This is a genomic window from Pseudoalteromonas sp. SCSIO 43201, from assembly GCF_023716725.1.
Classification (GTDB): Bacteria; Pseudomonadota; Gammaproteobacteria; order Enterobacterales; family Alteromonadaceae; genus Pseudoalteromonas; species Pseudoalteromonas peptidolytica.
On sequence record NZ_CP072684.1, the window covers coordinates 170,620 to 192,078 of the forward strand.

The window sequence follows — 21,459 nt, forward strand, 5'->3', positions numbered from 1 at the left end:
ATTACTAATTCGCTTTAAACGGAGTTGCGATAATAATCTATTATTTCCAGTTATTTAACCTCAGACGAAAGGCGCTAAGGTTCAATAAACCGTAACTCTGGGTAATCATTTGTTCCCTAGCTGCGGTTATCCCTTGCTGCTACACTAAATTTGTTTGCAGTAGGCTGACCTGTTGTTCAGTTCATTTTAGGTGTCTTCACTTTGATGGTGGAGGATTTCAGAACGGGTCTTATCAAAGCAATAAGCAGCCGAAAAGCTAACTATTGCTTTTGGTACAGGGCTAAACCGACCTGTACTCCTGTTTTACTTAGGAAATAACGGGCAACTTCCCATCATTGTAAAAAGTATCTCGCCCCAAGGGTCATAGAATGTCCATGTACAAAACTCTTCACCCGACTCTCCATAACTGCGACCTGGATGTCGGCCAACTGCGGGCGGTAAGTCAATTCCACCACCTGAAGTACCACTACTTTTCACACTCGCTTCTCTATATATATTAAGTGTTTCAAGCATGCAGTTTGAGACTTTATTTCGGCTAGCTGGGTTTTGATGCAGTGAACGCACTGAGACTCCGCCAAATTTCGTCATGTCTTTGTTTAAATCCATGCGAATACCTTTACTAAAGTCTAAGTTATACACCACTCGATGATTACCATTGATGGCATCATGAAATTTTAAGTCAATCATCCTTCTCTTTGGTACGTACTCTGCTTGACCTGAGAATCCAACATTGCCCACACCTACCGTGTAGCCAAACTGAGTCATACGAGTAGTCTCAAATGCCGCCCCTAAGCTACCATACTCCTCAATTAGTGCTTTTTCTGTACGTTCTTGCAGCGTCGTTTTTGTCCTGCCGTCAAAGGCTAGTTTGGCGACTCGGGTAAAAGCTTCATTTTCACAATTATTTTCAGATAACATTTGCTGGAGTATAGTGTTAGTACTGATAGCCAGCGTGGATTGCATACTAGATGAATTGTACTCTTGGGAAACTTTGGTTGCTGCCCGATCCCAAGCATCATAGTACTTAATCAATTCATCCGCTAAATTACTAGCATCACGAGGAACCGTCTGAGCAACCGCCTGCAGGTTATTAGTCAGCTCATGGCGCCATCCACCTTGGTTTAGATGCGATAATTTATACAGCCACTTTTGATTTGTGTTTGCATTAATAATTAATACATCTTTAGGGTTTGAATAACAGCGTTGAGAGTCGTTATGATCAACTGAACCACCGTGCTCATAACACGTTATTTCAGGCTCGTACTTCTTTGCAAAACTCAGGGCATTTCCTGTATCACATGTGTAACATAATTCTGAGTCATACATTTTTCTCGTCGCAGACTCAGCATCGGATACGTACGCCAAGCCAAGAAGACAAATTGACGTAAATATTGCTCTAGCTATATTCTTATTCACTTATATTTTCCTTAATAATTACTATGAATAATCCGGGTACAAGTAGAGCATAAATACATTAAAAGGCCAACAAATATACAAAACGAGTACATTTAGATCCTTTTTGACGTGTAGCCTGCTAATATCAAAAAGAGGCTTGATAACACCAAGCAGGCAACCAATCCGTAGTGCAAAAATACCCAACCGGATAAAACTGTCCCTATTAATCTTCCCATCGCATTGGCCATATAATAAAAGCCGACATCTAGTGATACGCCATCACTATCTGCAAGGCTAACAATTAGATAGCTGTGTATTGAGGAGTTAATCGCAAACACAACACCAAAAAGTAATAGCCCTCCCACAAGCGTAATGTTAGGCCAATGTTCTGTGTAAAGTGATACCGCAATAGCCATAGGTAAAATAGCCAAATAAAACGCCCAAATAGCAACTGCTTGTGGGTTATGGGCGTAGCTATCACGGTTGAGCAAGTTTGGTGTCAAAGACTGAACCAATCCATATCCGATCACCCACGTCGCCATAAATCCACCAACCCACCAATGATCCCATGCAAATTGCTTTGACAGATACACAGGTAATGCAACAACAAACCAAACATCTCTGGCAGCAAACAAAAATAGGCGTGCAGCCGACAAGCGGTTAATTGCTCGGCTTTTTGAGAATACCTCAGTAAATTTTGGCTTATGCTTAGATTTCCCCAGTTCACTTTTCAAACAGATCATACTCAAAAACCACACCGCCATCAAAGCGGCAGCCATCACCCACATGGCCTCCGTAAAGCCGAGTAATGTCAACAGTACGCCACCAAGAAAGAATCCAACCCCCTTGAGCGCATTTTTAGACCCTGTAAGTATTGCCACCCACTTAAATAACGTTCCTTCCTGACCAGATTTTACAATCGCCTTTATGGCACTTTTAGCACTCATTTTATTGAGATCTTTGGCTACCCCAGAGAGCGCCTGCGCCGCCATAACATAAGGAATACTCAGCCAATTTGCCGGTACAACCAACATTAATAAAGCGATTATTTGTAGACCAAGACCAATATTCATTGTTCGGTTCAACCCGATCCGAGCGCCGAGCCAGCCCCCCACCAGATTGGTGATAACGCCGAAAATCTCGTAAAACAAAAACAGCATCGCAATTTCCAACGGGTTGTAGCCTAGCTTATGAAAATGCAGTACCACTAACATTCTTAAAGCACCGTCGGTGAGCGTGAATGTCCAGTAATTGCCGGTAACTATCAAATACTGTCTAATATCTTGAGGTAAGGAACGTAACGTCATCGTATTTATTTACCCAGTGAAAGCCCAACCTTTAAAACCAACTCGGCAGTACGATTTGCATAGCCCCACTCGTTGTCATACCACACGTACAACTTAACCTGTGTACCGTTTACAACCATAGTGGATAACGCATCAACAATACTTGAGCGTGGATCCGTTTTATAATCAATAGAAACTAAAGGCCTTGGCTCATATCCAAGGATCCCTTCAAGATGAGTCTGTGCAGCTTCTTTCATCCACTGATTGATTTCCTCAACAGAAGTGGGGCTTTTTACCTCAAAAACACAATCGGTTAATGAGGCATTTGCCAGTGGGATACGTACCGCATGACCATTGAGTTTCCCTTTTAGCTCAGGGAATATATGTGTAATCGCTGTCGCGGAACCAGTCGTAGTTGGAATGAGGCTCATGCCACATGCTCTTGCTCTGCGCAGATCTTTATGCGGTGCATCTAAGATAGTTTGGGTGTTGGTAATGTCATGGATCGTAGTCATTGAGCCATGCTTAATACCTATTTTGTCTTGTAGTACTTTAACAACAGGTGCTAAACAGTTTGTAGTACAAGATGCTGCAGTCACGATTTCATGTGGCTTTTCATCATAAAGATGGTCGTTCACACCCATCACTATGTTTAGTACCCCATCTTCTTTTACTGGTGCAGTAACGACAACCCTTTTAACACCCTGATCTAAATATTGTTGTAGTAGAGCTTTGGTTTTCATTTTACCAGAGGCTTCTATAACGACATCGCATTGTGACCAGTCAGTATCAGCAATGTCTTTATTTTGGGTTACTGATAACTGATGACCAGCTATTATGATATGGTCATCTTGATGAGAAACTGCGTGTTCCCACTTGCCATGTACCGAGTCAAACTCCAATAAATGGGCAAGAGTCTCGGCGTTGCCCGCAGGATCGTTGATTTGTACAAACTCAAGCTCAGGCCAATCGAAACTTGCTCGAAGCGCTAAGCGCCCCATACGCCCAAAGCCATTAATTCCAACTTTAATTGTCATACGTACTCCTACTATGAAAGTTAATAAATTTAATACTAAATTATTCGCAACATGCAGCAGCCTGACTAGGGCGTTCACCCATTGAAGACAGTCGCTTTAATTCCAATGCAATATAGTTAGGTTGATGCAGAACTGTCGTGTTTATAACAGCCTGCATCCACTCTGGAAGCGTTGGGTTGATTGAGTAAAAAACCCACTTTTTGTATTTCCGGTCACACAATATTCCAGCTTTTTTCAGTTGTGATAAATGCCTTGATACTTTAGGTTGACTTTCTTGCTCTAGCGCAATCATCAACTCACAAACACACAACTCGCCCTCAACGTTCAGCATGGCAAGCGTCTTCAAGCGAATGTCATCCGCTAAGCACTTATAAAATAGCAAAGGTGAGATTTCATCTGGCCTTATTTTTTTTTGATCCAGTAATGCAGTTACTTGTTCGTTTATTTCGAATAGCGTTTGTTGAAGGGCATTTGCACTATGTCGAGCTGAGGGACTGGCTATTTCCCACGGCAAGATGTGTTGACCTTGTAATTGGTGTTCACATTCGGCACGCACTTCATCACAAAGGGTGACCACAACATCAAAATGCTCGCCCTGGTAGGTATCAAGATGCTTACTATAGAGGCTGTCAGTTTTTATGCCTTTGTGCTGCAAAAGCGCTAGCACTTCGGGCTTTATCTCACTCGGTTTAGTGCCAGCACTAAAGGCTTGTACATCAGCGCCACCATGAAAGTTCGCGATTGCTTGGGCGATAATTGAGCGCGTCGCATTTCCCGAACATAAAAAAAGTATCTTCATAAATACATAACAATTTAATTATATAACAAAATTATTATATGATAAAAGTGCAGTGTCAAGCTCAGATTTTTAGTAACGGTGAGGTCGCTCTATGGTTCTTGCCAAAGCCTTAAATTTACAATTTAAAATCAGTAGTTTAAAAATTTTAGAGGAAATGTTTTCTGATACCTTTTCACGTGTGCCGAGCTGATTTAGGAAGACCAGAAGCTTTATGGAACTCATAAATTTGAACACGGCGTGACAGCGTATAGTTTAGGTGAGTCTTGAAGTATTACCTTTGGTCTGACTAGAAATTGCAAGACAGTGCGCTATTTAACCAATGATTATTCGTTGTTTCCAACATCATTTTTTGTGGTACCGCAATAGGTAAGGTTGTAGGATTAATGCCTGCTACCCTACCTATATGCTGTTTTAAAAGTGATTTTAGACCAGCTTCACTGAGGTTGTTAAATGCTGCTATTAACTCGGCTTTTTCTCTTTTTGATAGTTTAGCTGCCGTGAAAATAACGTCATAAAAACGCTCGATCCACAGTGAATAGGCTGATTGAGCGGCATTTTTGTGCTTTTGCACAAGCGCTAACACGCGAGGAGACACACGCTCGTACATCTCTTTTTCACCCCGTAATATATATACAAACAGCAAGTTAAGACCGGTATTTAGTTCACTACTTTCTCTTCCTGCTAGCTGATGCCTAGCATAGGCTAACTTAAAATAGTTAACCGCATCCTCAAAGTGACTTGTTTTAAGTGCCAATACCCCGAGGTTGTTTTCGATAATCCCCATCGCGCGCTGATTTTTAATACGAGTGCCTATAGCCAAAGAGCGCACAAAATAGTCTTTTGCCGAGATGTTATCGCCGTAATTATAGGCAATCACCGCGAGGGCATTCAGCGTTTTAATTTTTTCTTTCGCGGACCGTGCACTTTTTAGCGCGCACAGTAATAGGTGCTCAGATTGGCGGATATAACCACCTTTTCTTAGCCATACACTGGCATCATAAGTAAGTGAAAATCGATGCTCGCTGAAATACGTATTTTGCGGGTTCTGAAACAATACAGCTAATGCGCGCTGCGCCTGCTCTAACTGACCAAGTGATAACGCTATCGATACGCCTAAATGATGGAAATGAGCGGTATGGGCTGGAGTAAAATCCTCTAATTCAATAGCTTGATGTAGTTTATGTGCTTTGTGTGGATCGGACTCTAAAAAATAATTAACCGTATCAAGGCGATATTGAGCGTTGTCGTGTTCACCCCAAACAGCTGCAACGAAGAACAATGTAGGCAATATGACAAAAAGATTACAAATTAGATTACGCATAACAACAAAAAATATTTTATTCATACAAAATACTACATGAAGTAAATAAGATTCGTACCGTAAAATTTGTAACACTTTATTCTAAAGCCTATTGACTTTTGCTGTTTAATTTTCATTTTTCGGAATGGCTTAAGGCGCTTTGCAGGAGCCCTAAGTCTTTACTTTTTAAATCACATAAAGTGACTTTGTTACGCAGGCTCTGATTTGTCTAAATACCAATTAAACCGCAGCAAAACCAACTTCAAAAATAAACTGACTCTAGTTGTGTTTACACAATCAAAAATTTAACTTGTCGCGATTGTTCAATATCGCATTTGCTAGTGAGATTTTTCAGGCGGTTATCATCAAACATATTTGGAAAGAAAAAAGGCCGCAGCGGCGGCCAAACACATCATGGGTAAAACAATGAAGGGATGTATCTGTGAATACGGGAGTTATTTTATGCGAAATATTGTAAATTAAAATCACATTATAATGATTGTTATCATCGCTTTTTTCGAACATTCATTGTATGATCCAGCTCGTGATACACTCTTATATCAATACTTAAAAAATAACACCTATGACTTTACTTTGGACTATCACCTTACTTTGGGCTTTTTCCTTTTCACTTATCGGTGTCTATTTGGCAGGAAATGTAGACCCGTGGTTTAGCGCTTTATCAAGAACGGTGTTAGCAGCACTGGTTTTTCTGCCATTTTTGCGGCCTACATCAGTTACTAAAACGCTAATGCTAAAATTGATGGCCATTGGTGCTGTACAGATTGGCTTAATGTATAGCTTTTATTATCACTCATTTTTATATCTCAGTGTGCCAGAGGTGCTGCTATTTACTGTGATGACCCCCGTTTACATTACACTTCTTAATGATTTACTCAACAAGTCGTTTAATCGTACTTTTTTAACTTCAGCGCTTATCGCAATGTTCGGTGCAATTACTGTTCGATTTACAGAGCTAACGAGTGACTATTTTTTTGGTTTATTATTGGTACAAGGTGCAAACCTTTGTTTTGCTATAGGACAAGTCAGTTATAAGCGCTTGAGTGCACAACACTCGCTAATTCATCGCCAAAGTTTCGGCTTTTTCTTCATCGGTGCATCTTGTGTCTTAGCTCTTGGCCTTGTTTTATTTGGTAATTTACAACAGCTACCCACTACTGGCCAACAGTGGGGGATTTTGATTTACTTAGGCCTCATTGCTTCGGGTATAGGATATTTTGTGTGGAATGTGGGATTAACCCGCGTATCTGTCGGCGAGTTAGCTGTGATGAATAACGCCCTTATCCCTGCGGGAATTTTAGTCAACTTACTTATCTGGAACAAAGAAGCCGATCTCATTCGACTTGGGATCGGGAGTCTAATTATATTTGCTGCGCTAGTGCATAGCAAACGAGCCAGTTCAGGTTAATTTTGAGATACGTTAACTGCGGCTTACACTACAGTCACTTTTTATCACTGAGGCTCTTTCATAAACGGTTTGAGCAGAATCGGCTTTGCTAAACTCAATGCTAATTTGGTGTCCTTCTTCAAATTTGGGCTCAAAATAATCACTTTGGCAAACATAGTTGCGTGCTATGTTACTGTAATATGACTGTAATTCTGCCGACTCCGCAAATTTAGGCTCCAGCCCGCTAACGGCAATACGCACAGTAAAACGCTTTGCCGACTCAGAGACATCTATTAACTCTAACTGCTCTGAGCCGTATGGTTGTAGCTGCTTTACATCGTTACTTACAGTTAGTGCAAATTGATATTTTGAATACCCATAGAATCCCGCAACTAAAATCAATGCAACCAGTAATAGTAGTTTTTTAAAGCTAGAAGAAATTGTTTTCATTTTTATATTCCATGGACCTTGACGTAACTTTCACAACTATACACAGCGCCAAGTAACAATCTCAATGAGAATATGACCTAAAGTGTAACCATCTATGTTATTTAATTAACCTGAGGCTTGGATAAATAACTTACAAACTCTTCACGCCATAGGTATTTTTTAAAAAGTTCGTTAGTATCGGGGTATCAATACATGGTTACCCACTCAAATCAAAACATCATGAAAAAATCTTACAGTTATTTCCACTTTGGGCTATCGCAGCAGCAATGATTGCATACCTTTACCCTGCCTTCTTGATCCCATTTAAAAGTACAATTATTCCTCTACTTATGTTTATTATGCTCACTATGGGGTTGACCCTTACCGCAAAAGATTTTTTGCGTGTTCTCGATAACAAAAAAGCGATTATCGTGGCGGTCTGCCTACAATTTACAGTGATGCCGAGTGTTGCCTACTTTATTGCAACCACAATGAGCTTAGAAACCGACTTATTAATTGGTATGATTTTAGTGGGCACAGTTGCTGGCGGTACGGCAAGTAATGTTTTGTGTTATCTCGCCAAAGGAGATGTCGCGTTATCGATTTCTATGACAGCAACGAGTACGTTACTCGGCGTGCTTTTAACACCATTACTCACTACGGTAATGATAGGCCAAGTGGTTGATATTCAATTTTCTGATATGTTCATGAGCCTGCTAAAAATTGTGCTAGTTCCAGTGGCTGTTGGCGTTGCCTTCAATACTTTATTCGCAAAGCCATTGGCGCATTCTGTGATCAATACAACCCCAATTTTACCTTTACTGTCCATGCTCTCCATCATTTTTATTATTGCAGTGATTGTTTCTCTTAATCAACCTAAGCTTGAAAGCATCGGACTCGTTGTGCTGGTCGCTGTGAGCTTACACAATATCACAGGATTACTTTTGGGTTATTTCATTCCAAAAAGACTCGGTTTTGAAGAAAAAGTATGCCGTACAATGGCTTTTGAAGTGGGGATGCAAAACTCAGGGCTTGCCGTCGCACTTGCCATGAAATTCTTTACTCCTGCGGCGGCTGTGGCTGGTACCCTATTTTCAATTTGGCATAATATCAGTGGCTCAATATTAGCAGGAATATGGCGGCGAAGCGCCACCAGCTCATCTGATGACAACATAGCCTAGTATCAAATACTGGGCTTTTTATAATTGTTTATAGAAGTGAATTTTGCTATCTGATACGCCATTGATCTGTTCACATTTTACAACTTGGTAGTCACGACTTATTAGCATTAATAGCATGTTTTTAAAAAGGTTTCTCGACTTTACTCTGATGGCGCTATAGCCTTGTGCCTTACACCAAGCCTCTTGCATCACCAATAGCTGTTTCGCAATACCATTACCACGATATTCAGGAACAACCGCGCCTAACCAGCTATAAAACTCATTGTTTGGTAGTTCGTGACCTAACTTATACCCTACAGGCTTACCTTGGTCATACGCCACCAGCAATAAATGTTGTTTATCTCGCAGCTTATCTACGACTTCCTCACGCTTTCTTGGCGTTGCAAATTCAGGAATTTGGTTCTCTATCGCAAGGAGGTCATCTACCAAGCCAATTTTATATTCTAGGTTCATATTAATGTCTGTGTAATTGAAAAAGCGTCGTTACATATCACTTCAGCATATACGCCGTTAATAAGCGTTAAATTCGGTGCTTGATGGCCGATATCGACATCATATAGCACGGGGAAGTCACAATCAGCAAATACATATTGCAAGGCATCTACGTGCGTCCAGTCGCTATCTTTTGCTAGCGGCTCGGGGTTACGACCAATTAAGACCCCTGCAACTTTCGAAAACCAGCCCCGTAGTTTAATACTTTGTAGCGCACGATAGTAAGCAGCAGGCGGCATTTCGCCGTTTTCAAAGTATAAAATTATTGATTCGTTGGGATGTTCCTGTAAAAAAGTGTCCAAATCAAAATATTCAGTGCCTGCCAATAACATGTGAATATCTAAACAACCCCCTAATAATCTACCAGCAAACCGCTTGCTGCCTTCGCGGTTCGCTAAAGTACGCCACTGAGTCGTGGTAGACAAGTTAAATCCAGCATCGGGAAAGTCAACAAAATTGAGTGGCTCAGCCTCATGGTGAGTAGAGGGAAACTGTGTGAAGGAGTTATTAGGCGTGCACCTCAAATGGTCAAAAAGCCCTACCGTCAGCGGGTCTTGCTGGTGGCCATTTAACTGCATAAGGTTAGTCCCATGAACACTTGCCCAACCTAGTTTGCAAGTTACGGCACTAAGCAAAGTGCTGACGTCAGAGAAACCGATGATCCACTTTGGCCTAGCTTGTGCTAACTGCTCCCAATCAAGTTGGCTCAAAACATCCATCGCAATTGCCCCGCCCCATGGCGGCATAATCGCGTCTATTGTGTCATCGAGTAAGTATCCCATAAGTTCACTAACACGGGTTTTGGCATCAGCGCTTACATAGTTGTGGTTATCTCGCAGGCATTCACCAACCACGAGATCGAAACCTTGTTGCGTTAGATAACCCAAAGCATTGTCTAATCTCGCGTGCATAGAGGCAGGGACACCTGCAGAGAATGCCGTAATCGCAATTTTACTGCCCACTTTTAACGGTTTAGGATACTTCATCATGATTCCTTCTTTTACTCCATTGTACCCGATCTATTTCTATTTTAATCTGAACTCGTTATAAAGAAGTTAGTTAATCGCCTAACATACCTATGAGCAAAAGCATAATATCGCTCTAGTCTGAAGTTACTTCTTACTACAAGTCAAATTTGTGCATAAATAGCTAGCCTAGCCATGGTCAGCAAATAATAGTGAATGTCAGTGTTGATGCAAAAACTTTGTGGAGCTTCATTAATTGAGGTAACTGAGGAATAGTAAATTGCGAGTCATTCCTCCCTTCGTTCATTGACACTTGAATCGTCCGAAACCGTTTTTTCCACTTTGGTCAGTTCATTAGATGAAACATTCTACAAACCATCAACTTCCTTAGAATCCACCTGCTGACTCTATAGTACTTGGTTTGGCTGAAAATTTGCGTTTAAAAAGCAGTGAAAAACAAGTGTACGTAAAGAGGTTCCAGCGCCAGGAAATAGCCCACCCTTGCTTTTCATTATATACTTCAGCATGTTAACTACGTTCAATAGCTAACCCTGCCTTTAGCGGTGGGTTAGCTATTTTATGAAACGAAGTGAAACCAAGCCAACGGTTACCTGTTCGGCTTTGAGTCTTGGAATTTAAGGTTGCAATAGCATCTTGCTCCATTGCCCATCCGCATTTTTGTATAGCTCACGCAGATGTAAGCGGTTTTCTTTAAATGTCAAAAACTCAATTGATAAAGGCTTTATTATGTAACCACCCCAATTTTTTGGTTTTGGTACGATGTTACCTGCCATTTGTTCTTTTATATCATCAAATTTTGATATTAATTCTAATTCTGAAGATAGAGGTTTACTCTGGTTAAAACACATTGTGGTCAATTGAGCATCCCTTGAACGCGTTTGCCAATATTTAATTGCTTCTTCTTCAGATATTTGTTGCGCAACGCCAACGGCTCGTATTTGAATGCCAATATGATCCCACCATAAAGCTAAAGAAACTTTTGGATCCCTGCGAATATCGTTTCCTTTATTTGAATCAAGATATGTGCAAAATACCAAGCCACATTTACTTACCGATTTTAAATCGACAAAACGACTTTCAGGAAATCCGTCTTCATTTATTGTTGAAACGCAGACTGCACTTTTTTGCTTGAGCGGCGTATCCAAAAGCGCCTGCTCCCATAAGGTATTAAACTTATCTATTGGATCATCCATTTACAACATTCTCCCTTAGGTATAGCGCCTCACTAACCAGCGCAGCTTTTTGCGTCCGGCACCGAAAGCGCGAAGTTAATCGACTTATTATATCTATTCACTAAACTGGACTTGATAGTCAATAAAAAGAGTTACCTGCTTATCATCCTTTTGCCTTACGATCACAGGGTTCTCAAGGCCTGATATAGATACCTTATAGCCTGTTCCTAAGGCTTCCTTTGTTGTGTTAATCTCTAATTTTATTTTTTCAAGTAAAGATGCCCTATATTCACTAGGCGAGCTTATGGCCAGTGAAGTATTGCCCAGCCTTAAGCTAGTGTCTTCAGGCCTTTTGATACGATTTATGAAGGAGTATATATCTTGAGTGGCTGAGTAGACATCCTTTCCTTTGCGTAACTTAGAAAGTATATAAAAGCTAGAGCCTGCACTCCTACCATAGGATTTAGATATAGAGAAAGATGATTTTTCTTGAGGCGAAAGCGAAATAACACCTTGTTGAAAATCTATTCCTTCAGATTTTGATGCCGCTGAGCGTATAGAGTTCTGCAGGCTTTTAATAAGTTTTGCTCTCTCAGAAGGATACTTCGCATCGCTTGACAGGGTCACAGACATCGCTATGTATTCGGCTTCAATATCAATGGAGCCGTTTACTGGAACATCGCCTGTATCGTATGCGATTACAATAGCTGAAAAATCAGCATACGCATTGAATGCAAATAATGATAATACTAAAGTAGCTACTTTTAACATAGTAATTCCTTTTAAGGTGTAACGCCTAAATAACAAGCAAAAAATTTTGGCTAGAATAAGCGACGAAGGAACAAAAGCCAACTGTATTTCGTCCTTATTTAACAGCTTGTTACATGAACATTAAAATCATAATGGCTAAATTTGTGAAAATTTAAGATCTAAATTGATAATTCAACCGTATTGGATCATGAAAAAATGGTTGATAAGGTGAGCATATTATGAAGATGTTTACACTGAGATTATATGAGTGCTACACATATTTTTTTGATTCAAAGAAAAACCCTCTCAGGCATATTCCTGACCCTGTCAGTAGATTCTACATAATGACAATATTAGCGGGTATGTGGAGCTTTTCTTTTGCTATCTATTTTGGAAGTATAATATATTTTGGAATTAGCTTAGCAGCTCATGTAATACTGTTACTGATGTTTTTTTTCACCATGGCAGTGTTTTATGACGCTGAAAAAAATAAGTCTTCATGGCTGTTAAAACTTCGAAGAGGCAATAATTGAGTGTTAACTACCAGACGTTTAAAAATTTCGTTCAATTGGCTAGTAGAGCTTGGCTAAAGCTTGTGAGCCGGGTTTATTAGTTAATGCTTTGATGGTTTTTGACAGTATGGGTTGCACGTAAAAACTAAGATTTCTAGTGGTAAGACCAATACCTGATGTGACAACGTCATAGCAGAGTTGGGTAATCGAACGATGTCAATACCAAAGAAAGGCAGCCGATTCACAGTTCTGCAACCTTGATCCTAGGCGTTTTGGGTAGGCCTAAAAGTACATTGTCACCGAAGGCTGTGTTAAAAGAACGGTGCTCCTAAATCACTCAGGAGTTATGCTTCGCATCCAGCGTAAAAAAGCCTAACCGACAACGCTTACATTATTAATATCCGCTAACCGTGAAGACGTCCCCTTGTTACTAAACCACTTCATATCGTTTATAAAGGTCATCACAATAAGGCCACATTTTTTCCATATAGATACTCATATAGAGTTTCGAATGAGCGTGCGTCGTTATTCTTTAGGTTTAACCAAAACTCATGCTTTGGATAGCGTTTGTAAAACGCCTAGAACTTGGGAATCGCAAGAAACCAAAGACACCCACTGTTAATTTGTGCCTTTTTTAAAAGTCGTCTACGCTCTAACTCTGTACTCAAGGCGCCGTGATTGGGTTGAAGAAAAGCTCCTGATATTGTCTGCCGTCTTTTGTATCGACGTCTGTGCGTATGCGGTGATGAGCAATCACACTCACATTGTATTGCATGTTGATGATAAAAAGGCAAAGCGCTTATCTGACAAAGCCATTGTGATACGCTGGCACAAGCTGTTTAAAGGTAACTGGGTAACGTGGAAGTTTATTGAGGAGGAGCCTCTAAGCGAGTCAGAGCAGTTGATGTTCAGTGAATATATTGCCAAGTACAGACAAAGATTGACAGATATTAGTTGGTTTATGCGGATACTCAACGAGCATATTGCCCGCAGAGCAAATAAAGAGGATGAATGTACAGGCCGATTTTGGGAAGGCAGATTCAAATCTCAACCCTTGCTAGGCGAAGCTGCATTAGCTGCTTGTATGGCATAAGTCGACTTAACCCCCATTCGAGCCAAATTAGCCCCAACCCCTGAGACCTCTGATTTTACCAGTATCAAAAAGCGCATCGACCATGCTAGGCAGGGGAAACAACCAAACAGCCTATTGCGATTTGCGGGAAGCCCCCGGAAGCACATGCCAAAAGGGCTGCCTTTTGAACTCAAGTCTTACTTAGCATTAGTAGAGCTTACGGGTAAATGTATTCGCACCGATAAAAAAGGCGCTATCTTAGAGTCTCAACCAATTTTGTCTCGACTCAATATCGAACCTGATAATTGGATGAAACTCACAACCCAATTTTCTCGTATTTTCCATGGTGCTGTTGGTCGAGAGCAAGTACTCACCGCTTACTGTGAAACACTTAAAAAACGACGGCGCACAAATCTAGCCAATTGTGAACGCTTGTTGGTCTAACGAAATAAAACTTTTCGCGATAACCCCGCAAGCTGCGCGAAACGCAGTCTCCCCCATGCCGTGTGCGATACGCTGATTTTGGCGTCGAGAAATACGTAAACGCCAATAATTAGCTTATTTTAGGAGCATTTTTGATATGGGTGGCGAACACTTTTTTGCAATTCGAAGTCGAAACTGCCGTAACTATGGTGAATAGATAACAGTGGATGTCTGTATTGTTTTTGTAAATCAAACCGTAACACCTTTAATGTTGAGAAGCGTTAAAACATTAGCTTCAGCGGCATTTTTAGTAACTAATAGTAAATGCATTAAAAATGAACCAAGAACCATAGGTGCAGCCATATAGGCACATGAAGGTAATCAAATTCGAAATTTATAATTTAAATCTTAACTCAATGTAACTCCGAGTTATATAACTGCCTTGTTAGAAATAATTTACAGCAATGAAAAACCTTTAGGCGCTAAAGGTTTATTAAATTTGTATAAATTGACGTAAATAATAGCTGGCTTTTCTTGACCTTCGTATGTCAGTTGGTAGCGATCTAATAAACCACCGCCAAAAGGCATGGATTTATCTTCAAATGCACAGCAACTCCCAAGCCGTGTCACTTTTACTTTTTCACCGTTCGGACCTATTAGCCCTTCAAAATATTCTATGTGTGCACTCGCATTTTTAGTACCACGTAAAAAACTGCCCAATTCTATTGGCTTTTTCTCTGTGTAGCCGTATTCAGGATCATTTGACGTTAAGTTAAAGCTATCCGTCGAAATAGATTCTTTAGGTGTAGTGTTACATCCGAAAATTAATAAAGTGAAAAAGACCACTAAGACTTTCTTCATTGCAGATACTCCATTTTATTTCTAACGCCCCAATAAGGAGCTGATAATGCTTGGATAAACTTGTGTAGTGGAACTGAGCCAAGCGTTAGCAGTCCCATACTTAATTAACTTATTTAGTCTTACTTGCTACCTAAATACTTAGCGTGAGCTTTTTCATTATCATCAGTATTGATAAGTAAGTAGTCGTATCCAGGAGACCCCCTATCGGATGTTGCAACTGTGATTTCTGAAATAGGAAGCCATAGCATTGCATCAATTTGCTCTAAAGGCTCTATTTCTCAAATAGAGCCGCCTTCTAGAATTATTAATTTTCCACTATCAATATTTTCTTGTATCCAATGACCGCTGCTTCCTCCCACATACTCAGACTTAGTATTTTCTTTCGGTTTGGAGCTTTCAGTTAATGAAGTACCATTTTTAGCTCATGTTATTTGCCCATTATCAGTGATTACTAGGACATCTTTATTTTTGATATTGTCTAATATACCGCAAAATTTCCAGACTCTCCGTCAAATATGGAGCCTGTGTTGGAAAGTGAATAAAACAGACGAGTTAACACCATATAACTTATTAAAGCTTTAGTTCAACATTATCCAAAGATTGTACATTTGTAGAGTGTTCAACATTCAATAGTGACACATCACCAGATGTATTATACGAATTCATCTTAACCACAGAATATATGAACTTTTTTTCATTCTCTAAAAAATTAATAATATGTCTATTAGATACGCCATATAAACTCATATCAACATCAACAAACTTATTAGCACTAATAATTACATTTGAAACATGCTTTCCAGAAATTAACTCCCCCGCAATATCTGAAACAATACGGATACCTCCTCTTGATTTGAATGCTGTATTTTTTATAAAAGACAACCCATTCCAGTCTATTGCTTCATTAACATTACTGATCGAGTTTGGGAATACATTGAGAATAAATTTATTAACGTTTGAAAAGGAATTATCCTTGATAACAACGTTAGAATAATAATTAATCTCCATTGCAGAACCATGTATGAAATTAAATATATTACCTTCTACTAATGCATTAGATACACCTTTACGTGATGATAGTTTCAACCCTCCTTTCATTTCATAGAATAAGTTATTTTTAAAGATTATATCCCTCGTTCCTCCAAAATCCTTACTCCATGGATGTGTAGTTGTAACTTGAGTTACATTATAGAAAACATTACCTTCAGCACGAAAATTTTTAGAATTAATTTGCTCTCCAGAATAATGACTCCTGGATGAGGTTATACGTAATGCCGCATCACCAAAATTATAGAAATTACTATTTTCAACTGACGAACCCGACGTACCAGAGAATAACACACCCTGCTCTCCCCAGACAATATTGGTAGTGTTTTCATTAATATATTTAGCATCTGTCAAACCATAAAATGAAACACCATCAATTGATACATTATCTGAATCAATGACTGACAATATGTATTCACCATTAAATGAGTTACACTTTCTAATTTTAACCTCACCCACACCAATTATTTTAATGTCATTTTTATTCTTAATATACGCCGTAGAACAAACATCATAATCTCCAGGTTCTATCTCTATGGTAGACCCAGATTCCGCTCGCTCAATCATACTAAGAAAATCATTACCCCCAGAGTGAGCGCTCACAGAAAAAGAAATAAATATTACGAATAAAAATTTCATCCCAAGCATTTAAACACCTTATATATAACAACGTAAAAATAAAAACATACCATTTCAACGGCTTAAAAAACCTTTGAAAACACAATAAAAACTTATTAAACTCGACAAGCTTGAACAATTAAAAATTAGTAAAATGCAATACAAAAATATCTTAGATAAAAATATAACGCCTCGTTTATCCGGCGCAAAATTGTTGGCTAAAATTAGCGAAGAATGAGCGAAAGCCAACTGTTTTGCGTCCACTTTGAGCTACTTGTTAGCAATTATTTACTCCGAACCATCAAAGCCACCAGACCATTCACCAGCTAGTTCGTATTCGATAACACCTAAATCTTGTTGATGGTTTAAAACCTCAATGAATTCTTCATAATCACGAGTCGGCGTGACATTTAATGCATATAAATCATCATTCCATTTTTCAGAGCCTATACCTTCTCCTTTAAATTGTTTAAGTCTAGAAAAGTTACTATCCCCTGACTGCTCGTCTACAAAGAAAACTCTAATCGTGTGATGATTGCTAGATTCCACTTTTTCTATCACTTGTAAAACTCCCTCCTCATCTTCTTTGACAAGTACTACATCATCAAAGTTAACACCATAAGCAAAAATGGGTATATTTTTAAGCTGATATGTATTTTCGGAGATTTTATCTGCCCATAATGATTCACCACCATATCCAGAAGGATGGTCATCTAAAGGAAATCTAATTTTATGCGTAATGAGACTATTCATAATGATTGCTAACGCCTTAATAAACAGCGCAAAGTAGCAGGCTAAAATTAGCGACGAAGGAGCGCAAGCCTGCTGTTTTGCGTCTTTGGTTAAAGCGTTTGTTAGCAATTTATATTTTATATCTCAATGAAGTGGATGCGTGTTAATCAGGGTGTTGCATTTTTCGCAACGGTGACCTTTTACAAAAATAATACGTGTTAAAATGTTATCAACAATTTCGGTATCTGATTCCAAGTATCCCTTACCATTACAGTTTTTTACGGTACATCTAACAGGGACAAACTTTAAAAAACAATATAGCCCGATAACGCTGACAAAGGCGGGTATCAGTATGTTGTATATAATGAACTCACCTAAACTATTTGTTGTAGAATATATACCTAAAAATCTTGGGCTCAGCCAGATACCTAAAACAATCAAAATTGATAATACTTTATGGATGCTTCTATGCATAAAATTTCCTTTGAGCTAGAAAAATAGCTAACGCCTTAATAAACGGCGGAAAATAGCAGACTAAACTAAGCTAAGAATGAGCGCAAGCCTGCTGTTTTGCGTCCACTGTTTAATTAATTTGTTAACTTTCAATTACTGAAACTATGAATCTTTTCAATACTTACACCATTAACTTGCTCTTGGGTTAGCAAGTGCTCTTTATCTATAAAAGTAAACGTAGGTCTCTGAGTTTCGTTTCCTAGCTGAACTTGAACAGTTAGACTTAACGTATTTTCATAACTAGGTATTTTATTAGCAACCACTCCGAGAAATGAAGGTCTAGAGCTATTGTCATTCTCATAATTATCTACATACTCAAAAAAGTTTTGTTCTGAAACTTCCACCCAAACACCCCAGCCATAACTTTTTTCAGAATCTATAACTGGAATATAAGCAACGCCCCTAAGGAGATAGCGCTCATCAAGTCTGCATAAATCAGAATCTATTTGCGTGCGGTTATTCTTTTCAGCTTCAGGTAATGCCCAAGCTTCGTCTGGCATTTTGTAGCTTTTATCAAAAGAAATATCCCCTATATATTTACCACAACATCCACACTTCAATTTGTTCTCCTGAAAGCTAACGGGCTAATAAAGCTTGGCTATAATTGGTGAGGCACGAACCAAGCCAAGCTTTATTAGTTGATGCGTTTGTTAGCTGTTTTGGAAGCCATAACCAAATTTAACGAAGCCTTTTAAAATTAACAAAGCTAAGACCACATATAGTAAACCAGTTATAACACCTATTGGTATAGTAACAATAAGCATTACAGGTAAGAATTCAAAAGCAGCACCAATACCACTATTAAAACCATAAGGGACAAAAACACCTATAAACAAAACCAATAAAAACACTAGCGGTGTTGCCACAATATAATTTGTAATGTTCCCTGTGGGCTTAAACCAAATATAAGTCGCATAAACAGCCCCAAATGGGACGTAATACCAAATCCAAATATCTTGAAAGTGACTTAGCCCAATCGGATAAAATATGATTGGTAGTAAGAAAACAATACTCAAATACAGTGCTTTATTCATAAAACAGCTAACGCCTTAATAAACGGCGAAAAATAGCAGGCTAAACTAAGCGAAGAATGAACGCAAGCCTGCTGTTTTACGTCCACGGTTTAATTAACTTGTTATATGCCAAATGTACAAAACAAACAAAGTAAAATAAAAAGTGGTAGCAAGAAAGATATAGGCCTTTGGACTATTGTGCCTGATAACTTTCGAATGCCACGTACTTTTGTTCGATTAATAAAATTGAAAACATGTTCGGCACAAAACAATACAAACACGCCACCAAAACTTAATGCATAAAGTGCCTTACCAGATAATAAAAACCAACTAAAACCAAATAAAAGTAGAAATCCGACAAACGGAATTAATTTCTTCTCAAGAAGTTTGCTGATGATAAATTCCCTTAGGCATATAGACATAATGACTCCCACACGGTGCTAGCCTCCGCATTTTCGTGGGTTAGCTTAAAGCCAGAGCCATAATTAGTTTGTCAAATAACTAAATAGCAGAGGCTAGCATGACTAAACATAACATACTTTTCATTGGCTTAGATACTCATAAAGAGTTCATTGAAGTTGCTTATATTGAAGACAACCGAGGCGCACAACCCATTCATTTCGGTCGTATTTCTTCAGCTAAAGTCACCATTAAAAAGCTTATCAGGCAATTTGAATCTAAATACCCTAACACTACGCTCCATTTCGTTTATAAAGCTGGTCCCTGTGGTTACTGGATTTACCGCTTAATTACTTCTCTTGGACATTGCTGTTACGTAGTTGCCCCATCGCTTGTTCCTAAAAAACCTGGCGAGCGTATAAAAACTGACAAACGTGATGCACTTAAACTGGCTAAATTACTTAAGTCTGAAGACTTAACCCCTATTTATGTACCTGAGCCGGAAGATGAAGCTATTCGTAATTTATCTCGTGCTCGAGAAGTTGCGATGAAAGATTTAAAAGATGCAAAGTACTAGCTAAAAGCACTGCTTCTTCGAAACAATATCAACTATGCAGGCACGGCAAACTGGTCTCTCAAACACTTACGTTGGCTCACAGAACTAGTATTGCCACATCCTGCACAACAAATCGTTTTACAAGAGTTTATTCAAACTATAAACGAGCGAACTGCACGATTGGAGCGACTTGACAATGAGCTCTCTCATCATGTTTATCAATGGCGTTACTACCCTGTAGTTAAATCAATCCAAGCTATGCGCGGCGTTCGCTTACTCGTGGCCGCTGGTATTGTCGCTGAGCTTGGTGATTTAACCCGCTTCGACCATCCGCGAAAACTCATGAGTTATCTTGGGCTCGTTCCGAGTGAACACTCGAGTGGTGGTAAAAGGCATATTGGCGCAATTACTAAATGTGGCAATGGTCGTGCAAGGCGCTTATTAGTCGAAGGTGCTCACAGTTACCGTCATGCAGCCAACATATCGACCGAGTTACAAAAACGACAAGAGGGTTTACCAAAGTAGATTGTTGATATCGCATGGAAAGCACAATTAAGGCTCTGTAAACGTTATAAAAAGCTCATAAATAAAGGCAAGCATTACAACCTCGTTGTCACCGCCATTGCCCGTGAAATGATCGCTTATATCTGGGCAATCGCAAAACAGATTGTACTCTCGCCGATAAATCCTAAGTTAAGATTATCAAGAGTACCAGCTTAAAATGAACGAATTAGAGTTAATGTATTGGGTCAAGCATCGGGTGTGGCACAACCACCGACGGCGTTAGGATGGCAATGCTGCTAACACAGCATTGAACCACGAACATAGACTGAAAACAGGTGCCACCGATAATCGGCATAGGTCGAGTTAAGTAAGGTCTGCTCTGCTCATGAAAATGAGTAACCAACGAATACCAGCAAGAAAACCGACGAAATTACTTGCTTCACCCTATACATTAACTCTCTCTAATTCGAGTTTAGAAATTATGGCTTAAAGTTAAGCAAGGATCAGTGTGTTTAACTTGACAGTGGAAGTCATACCAACGCCTTAATAAACGGCGAAAAATAGTAGGCTAAAATTAGCGACGAAGGAGCGCAAGCCTACTGTTTTACGCCCATTGTTTGATTAACTTGTTATGTTTCAGTCTCACTGATTTCTTTCTTAACCGAGTCAATATCAACGTGCTTTGCGACCACGGGCCACTGTTTTATGGTTAAATCAAGGTACATAGACAAGCCATATAGGATTCCAGAAAATGATGCTAATGCAGGTAAATACAAACCACGTAATTCTTGAAAATACAAAAGAAAACTAACAAAGAATCCAATCCATGCAACGACAGCTAAAAGCCGACTCTTTTTAATTAGTTTGGATTCATGCTCTTGGGGATGTTCAATTGCAAACTCAATAGACTTTAATGATTTCACTTTTCTAGAATTATCCACAAATTTTCCTTGAAACATAACGCTTGCCGTAAA

18 protein-coding genes and 2 pseudogenes are annotated in these 21,459 nt (G+C 39.3%); 4 read left to right on the plus strand and 16 right to left on the minus strand.

Going from position 1 to position 21,459, the window contains the following annotated elements:
* Positions 1–303: 303 nt before the first annotated feature.
* The 5 genes from J8Z24_RS17585 to J8Z24_RS17605 form a co-directional block, all read right to left on the minus strand.
* Positions 304–1,416 carry a hypothetical protein gene (locus J8Z24_RS17585; protein WP_252095858.1) on the minus strand — a complete coding sequence of 371 codons (1,113 nt, stop codon included), beginning with the start codon at positions 1,414–1,416 and terminating at the stop codon, positions 304–306.
* Positions 1,417–1,508: 92 nt separating this feature from the next.
* Positions 1,509–2,702 carry an organoarsenical effux MFS transporter ArsJ gene (gene arsJ, locus J8Z24_RS17590; RefSeq protein WP_176033339.1) on the minus strand — a complete coding sequence of 398 codons (1,194 nt, stop codon included), beginning with the start codon at positions 2,700–2,702 and terminating at the stop codon, positions 1,509–1,511.
* A gap of 5 nt (positions 2,703–2,707) precedes the next feature.
* Positions 2,708–3,718, minus strand: coding sequence for an ArsJ-associated glyceraldehyde-3-phosphate dehydrogenase (locus J8Z24_RS17595; protein ID WP_252095859.1), 1,011 nt, complete (start codon positions 3,716–3,718; stop codon positions 2,708–2,710).
* Between the two features lie 40 nt (positions 3,719–3,758).
* Entirely contained in the window at positions 3,759–4,517 is a 759-nt protein-coding gene (locus J8Z24_RS17600; RefSeq protein WP_252095860.1) for a metalloregulator ArsR/SmtB family transcription factor, read from the minus strand.
* A gap of 286 nt (positions 4,518–4,803) precedes the next feature.
* Positions 4,804–5,862, minus strand: coding sequence for a hypothetical protein (locus J8Z24_RS17605; RefSeq protein WP_252095861.1), 1,059 nt, complete (start codon positions 5,860–5,862; stop codon positions 4,804–4,806).
* Between the two features lie 538 nt (positions 5,863–6,400).
* Here J8Z24_RS17605 and J8Z24_RS17610 point away from each other — a divergent pair.
* On the plus strand, positions 6,401–7,246 hold the full coding sequence (locus J8Z24_RS17610) for an EamA family transporter (RefSeq protein ID WP_176033336.1): 846 nt from the start codon (positions 6,401–6,403) through the stop codon (positions 7,244–7,246).
* Positions 7,247–7,258: 12 nt separating this feature from the next.
* Here the strand turns inward: J8Z24_RS17610 and J8Z24_RS17615 are convergent, their stop codons facing one another.
* Entirely contained in the window at positions 7,259–7,675 is a 417-nt protein-coding gene (locus tag J8Z24_RS17615) for a hypothetical protein (protein ID WP_176033335.1), read from the minus strand.
* Between the two features lie 188 nt (positions 7,676–7,863).
* On the opposite strand from J8Z24_RS17615, the gene J8Z24_RS17620 reads away from it, so the two are divergent.
* Complete coding sequence (locus J8Z24_RS17620) at positions 7,864–8,835, plus strand: bile acid:sodium symporter family protein (protein WP_286037156.1); 972 nt, start codon at positions 7,864–7,866, stop codon at positions 8,833–8,835.
* A gap of 18 nt (positions 8,836–8,853) precedes the next feature.
* Here the strand turns inward: J8Z24_RS17620 and J8Z24_RS17625 are convergent, their stop codons facing one another.
* From J8Z24_RS17625 to J8Z24_RS17640, 4 genes are all read right to left on the minus strand, one after another.
* The gene (locus J8Z24_RS17625; RefSeq protein WP_176033333.1) at positions 8,854–9,288 is read right to left on the minus strand and encodes a GNAT family N-acetyltransferase; all 435 of its coding nucleotides are present in this window, start codon (positions 9,286–9,288) and stop codon (positions 8,854–8,856) included.
* Positions 9,285–10,316: a S66 family peptidase gene (locus J8Z24_RS17630; protein WP_252095863.1), complete on the minus strand. Its 1,032-nt coding sequence runs from the start codon at positions 10,314–10,316 to the stop codon at positions 9,285–9,287. Before J8Z24_RS17630 ends, J8Z24_RS17625 begins: the two co-directional genes overlap by 4 nt.
* A gap of 611 nt (positions 10,317–10,927) precedes the next feature.
* Positions 10,928–11,506 carry a pyridoxine/pyridoxamine 5'-phosphate oxidase gene (locus J8Z24_RS17635; protein WP_176033332.1) on the minus strand — a complete coding sequence of 193 codons (579 nt, stop codon included), beginning with the start codon at positions 11,504–11,506 and terminating at the stop codon, positions 10,928–10,930.
* 93 nt (positions 11,507–11,599) lie between these two features.
* On the minus strand, positions 11,600–12,256 hold the full coding sequence (locus tag J8Z24_RS17640) for a hypothetical protein (protein WP_128731705.1): 657 nt from the start codon (positions 12,254–12,256) through the stop codon (positions 11,600–11,602).
* A 1,116-nt stretch (positions 12,257–13,372) separates the two neighbouring features.
* Here J8Z24_RS17640 and J8Z24_RS17645 point away from each other — a divergent pair.
* Positions 13,373–14,263, plus strand: a pseudogene (locus tag J8Z24_RS17645) (transposase).
* Positions 14,264–14,698: 435 nt separating this feature from the next.
* Here the strand turns inward: J8Z24_RS17645 and J8Z24_RS17650 are convergent.
* From J8Z24_RS17650 to J8Z24_RS17670, 5 genes are all read right to left on the minus strand, one after another.
* Positions 14,699–15,103 carry a hypothetical protein gene (locus tag J8Z24_RS17650; RefSeq protein WP_176033331.1) on the minus strand — a complete coding sequence of 135 codons (405 nt, stop codon included), beginning with the start codon at positions 15,101–15,103 and terminating at the stop codon, positions 14,699–14,701.
* Between the two features lie 570 nt (positions 15,104–15,673).
* The gene (locus J8Z24_RS17655) at positions 15,674–16,798 is read right to left on the minus strand and encodes a right-handed parallel beta-helix repeat-containing protein (protein ID WP_176033330.1); all 1,125 of its coding nucleotides are present in this window, start codon (positions 16,796–16,798) and stop codon (positions 15,674–15,676) included.
* A gap of 258 nt (positions 16,799–17,056) precedes the next feature.
* Positions 17,057–17,521, minus strand: a complete 465-nt coding sequence (locus J8Z24_RS17660) for a DUF4265 domain-containing protein (protein ID WP_176033329.1) — start codon at positions 17,519–17,521, stop codon at positions 17,057–17,059.
* Positions 17,522–18,102: 581 nt separating this feature from the next.
* Positions 18,103–18,573: a DUF2199 domain-containing protein gene (locus tag J8Z24_RS17665; protein WP_252095864.1), complete on the minus strand. Its 471-nt coding sequence runs from the start codon at positions 18,571–18,573 to the stop codon at positions 18,103–18,105.
* 90 nt (positions 18,574–18,663) lie between these two features.
* Positions 18,664–19,047, minus strand: coding sequence for a hypothetical protein (locus J8Z24_RS17670; RefSeq protein WP_252095865.1), 384 nt, complete (start codon positions 19,045–19,047; stop codon positions 18,664–18,666).
* A 499-nt stretch (positions 19,048–19,546) separates the two neighbouring features.
* Here J8Z24_RS17670 and J8Z24_RS17675 point away from each other — a divergent pair.
* Positions 19,547–20,701, plus strand: a pseudogene (locus J8Z24_RS17675) (IS110 family RNA-guided transposase).
* A 413-nt stretch (positions 20,702–21,114) separates the two neighbouring features.
* Here J8Z24_RS17675 and J8Z24_RS17680 read toward each other — a convergent pair.
* The gene (locus J8Z24_RS17680) at positions 21,115–21,426 is read right to left on the minus strand and encodes a hypothetical protein (protein ID WP_176033326.1); all 312 of its coding nucleotides are present in this window, start codon (positions 21,424–21,426) and stop codon (positions 21,115–21,117) included.
* Positions 21,427–21,459: the final 33 nt, after the last annotated feature.

Bases quoted from the DNA above. Each gene is read 5' to 3' on its own strand.
- J8Z24_RS17640 (WP_128731705.1), bottom strand. From the start codon at position 12,256: ATGTTAAAAGTAGCTACTTTAGTATTATCATTATTTGCATTCAATGCG.
- arsJ (WP_176033339.1), bottom strand. From the start codon at position 2,702: ATGACGTTACGTTCCTTACCTCAAGATATTAGACAGTATTTGATAGTT.
- J8Z24_RS17595 (WP_252095859.1), bottom strand. From the start codon at position 3,718: ATGACAATTAAAGTTGGAATTAATGGCTTTGGGCGTATGGGGCGCTTA.
- J8Z24_RS17625 (WP_176033333.1), bottom strand. From the start codon at position 9,288: ATGAACCTAGAATATAAAATTGGCTTGGTAGATGACCTCCTTGCGATA.
- J8Z24_RS17635 (WP_176033332.1), bottom strand. From the start codon at position 11,506: ATGGATGATCCAATAGATAAGTTTAATACCTTATGGGAGCAGGCGCTT.
- J8Z24_RS17610 (WP_176033336.1), top strand. From the start codon at position 6,401: ATGACTTTACTTTGGACTATCACCTTACTTTGGGCTTTTTCCTTTTCA.
- J8Z24_RS17670 (WP_252095865.1), bottom strand. From the start codon at position 19,047: ATGAATAAAGCACTGTATTTGAGTATTGTTTTCTTACTACCAATCATA.
- J8Z24_RS17660 (WP_176033329.1), bottom strand. From the start codon at position 17,521: ATGAATAGTCTCATTACGCATAAAATTAGATTTCCTTTAGATGACCAT.
- J8Z24_RS17615 (WP_176033335.1), bottom strand. From the start codon at position 7,675: ATGAAAACAATTTCTTCTAGCTTTAAAAAACTACTATTACTGGTTGCA.
- J8Z24_RS17655 (WP_176033330.1), bottom strand. From the start codon at position 16,798: ATGCTTGGGATGAAATTTTTATTCGTAATATTTATTTCTTTTTCTGTG.
- J8Z24_RS17600 (WP_252095860.1), bottom strand. From the start codon at position 4,517: ATGAAGATACTTTTTTTATGTTCGGGAAATGCGACGCGCTCAATTATC.
- J8Z24_RS17630 (WP_252095863.1), bottom strand. From the start codon at position 10,316: ATGATGAAGTATCCTAAACCGTTAAAAGTGGGCAGTAAAATTGCGATT.
- J8Z24_RS17650 (WP_176033331.1), bottom strand. From the start codon at position 15,103: ATGAAGAAAGTCTTAGTGGTCTTTTTCACTTTATTAATTTTCGGATGT.
- J8Z24_RS17605 (WP_252095861.1), bottom strand. From the start codon at position 5,862: ATGAATAAAATATTTTTTGTTGTTATGCGTAATCTAATTTGTAATCTT.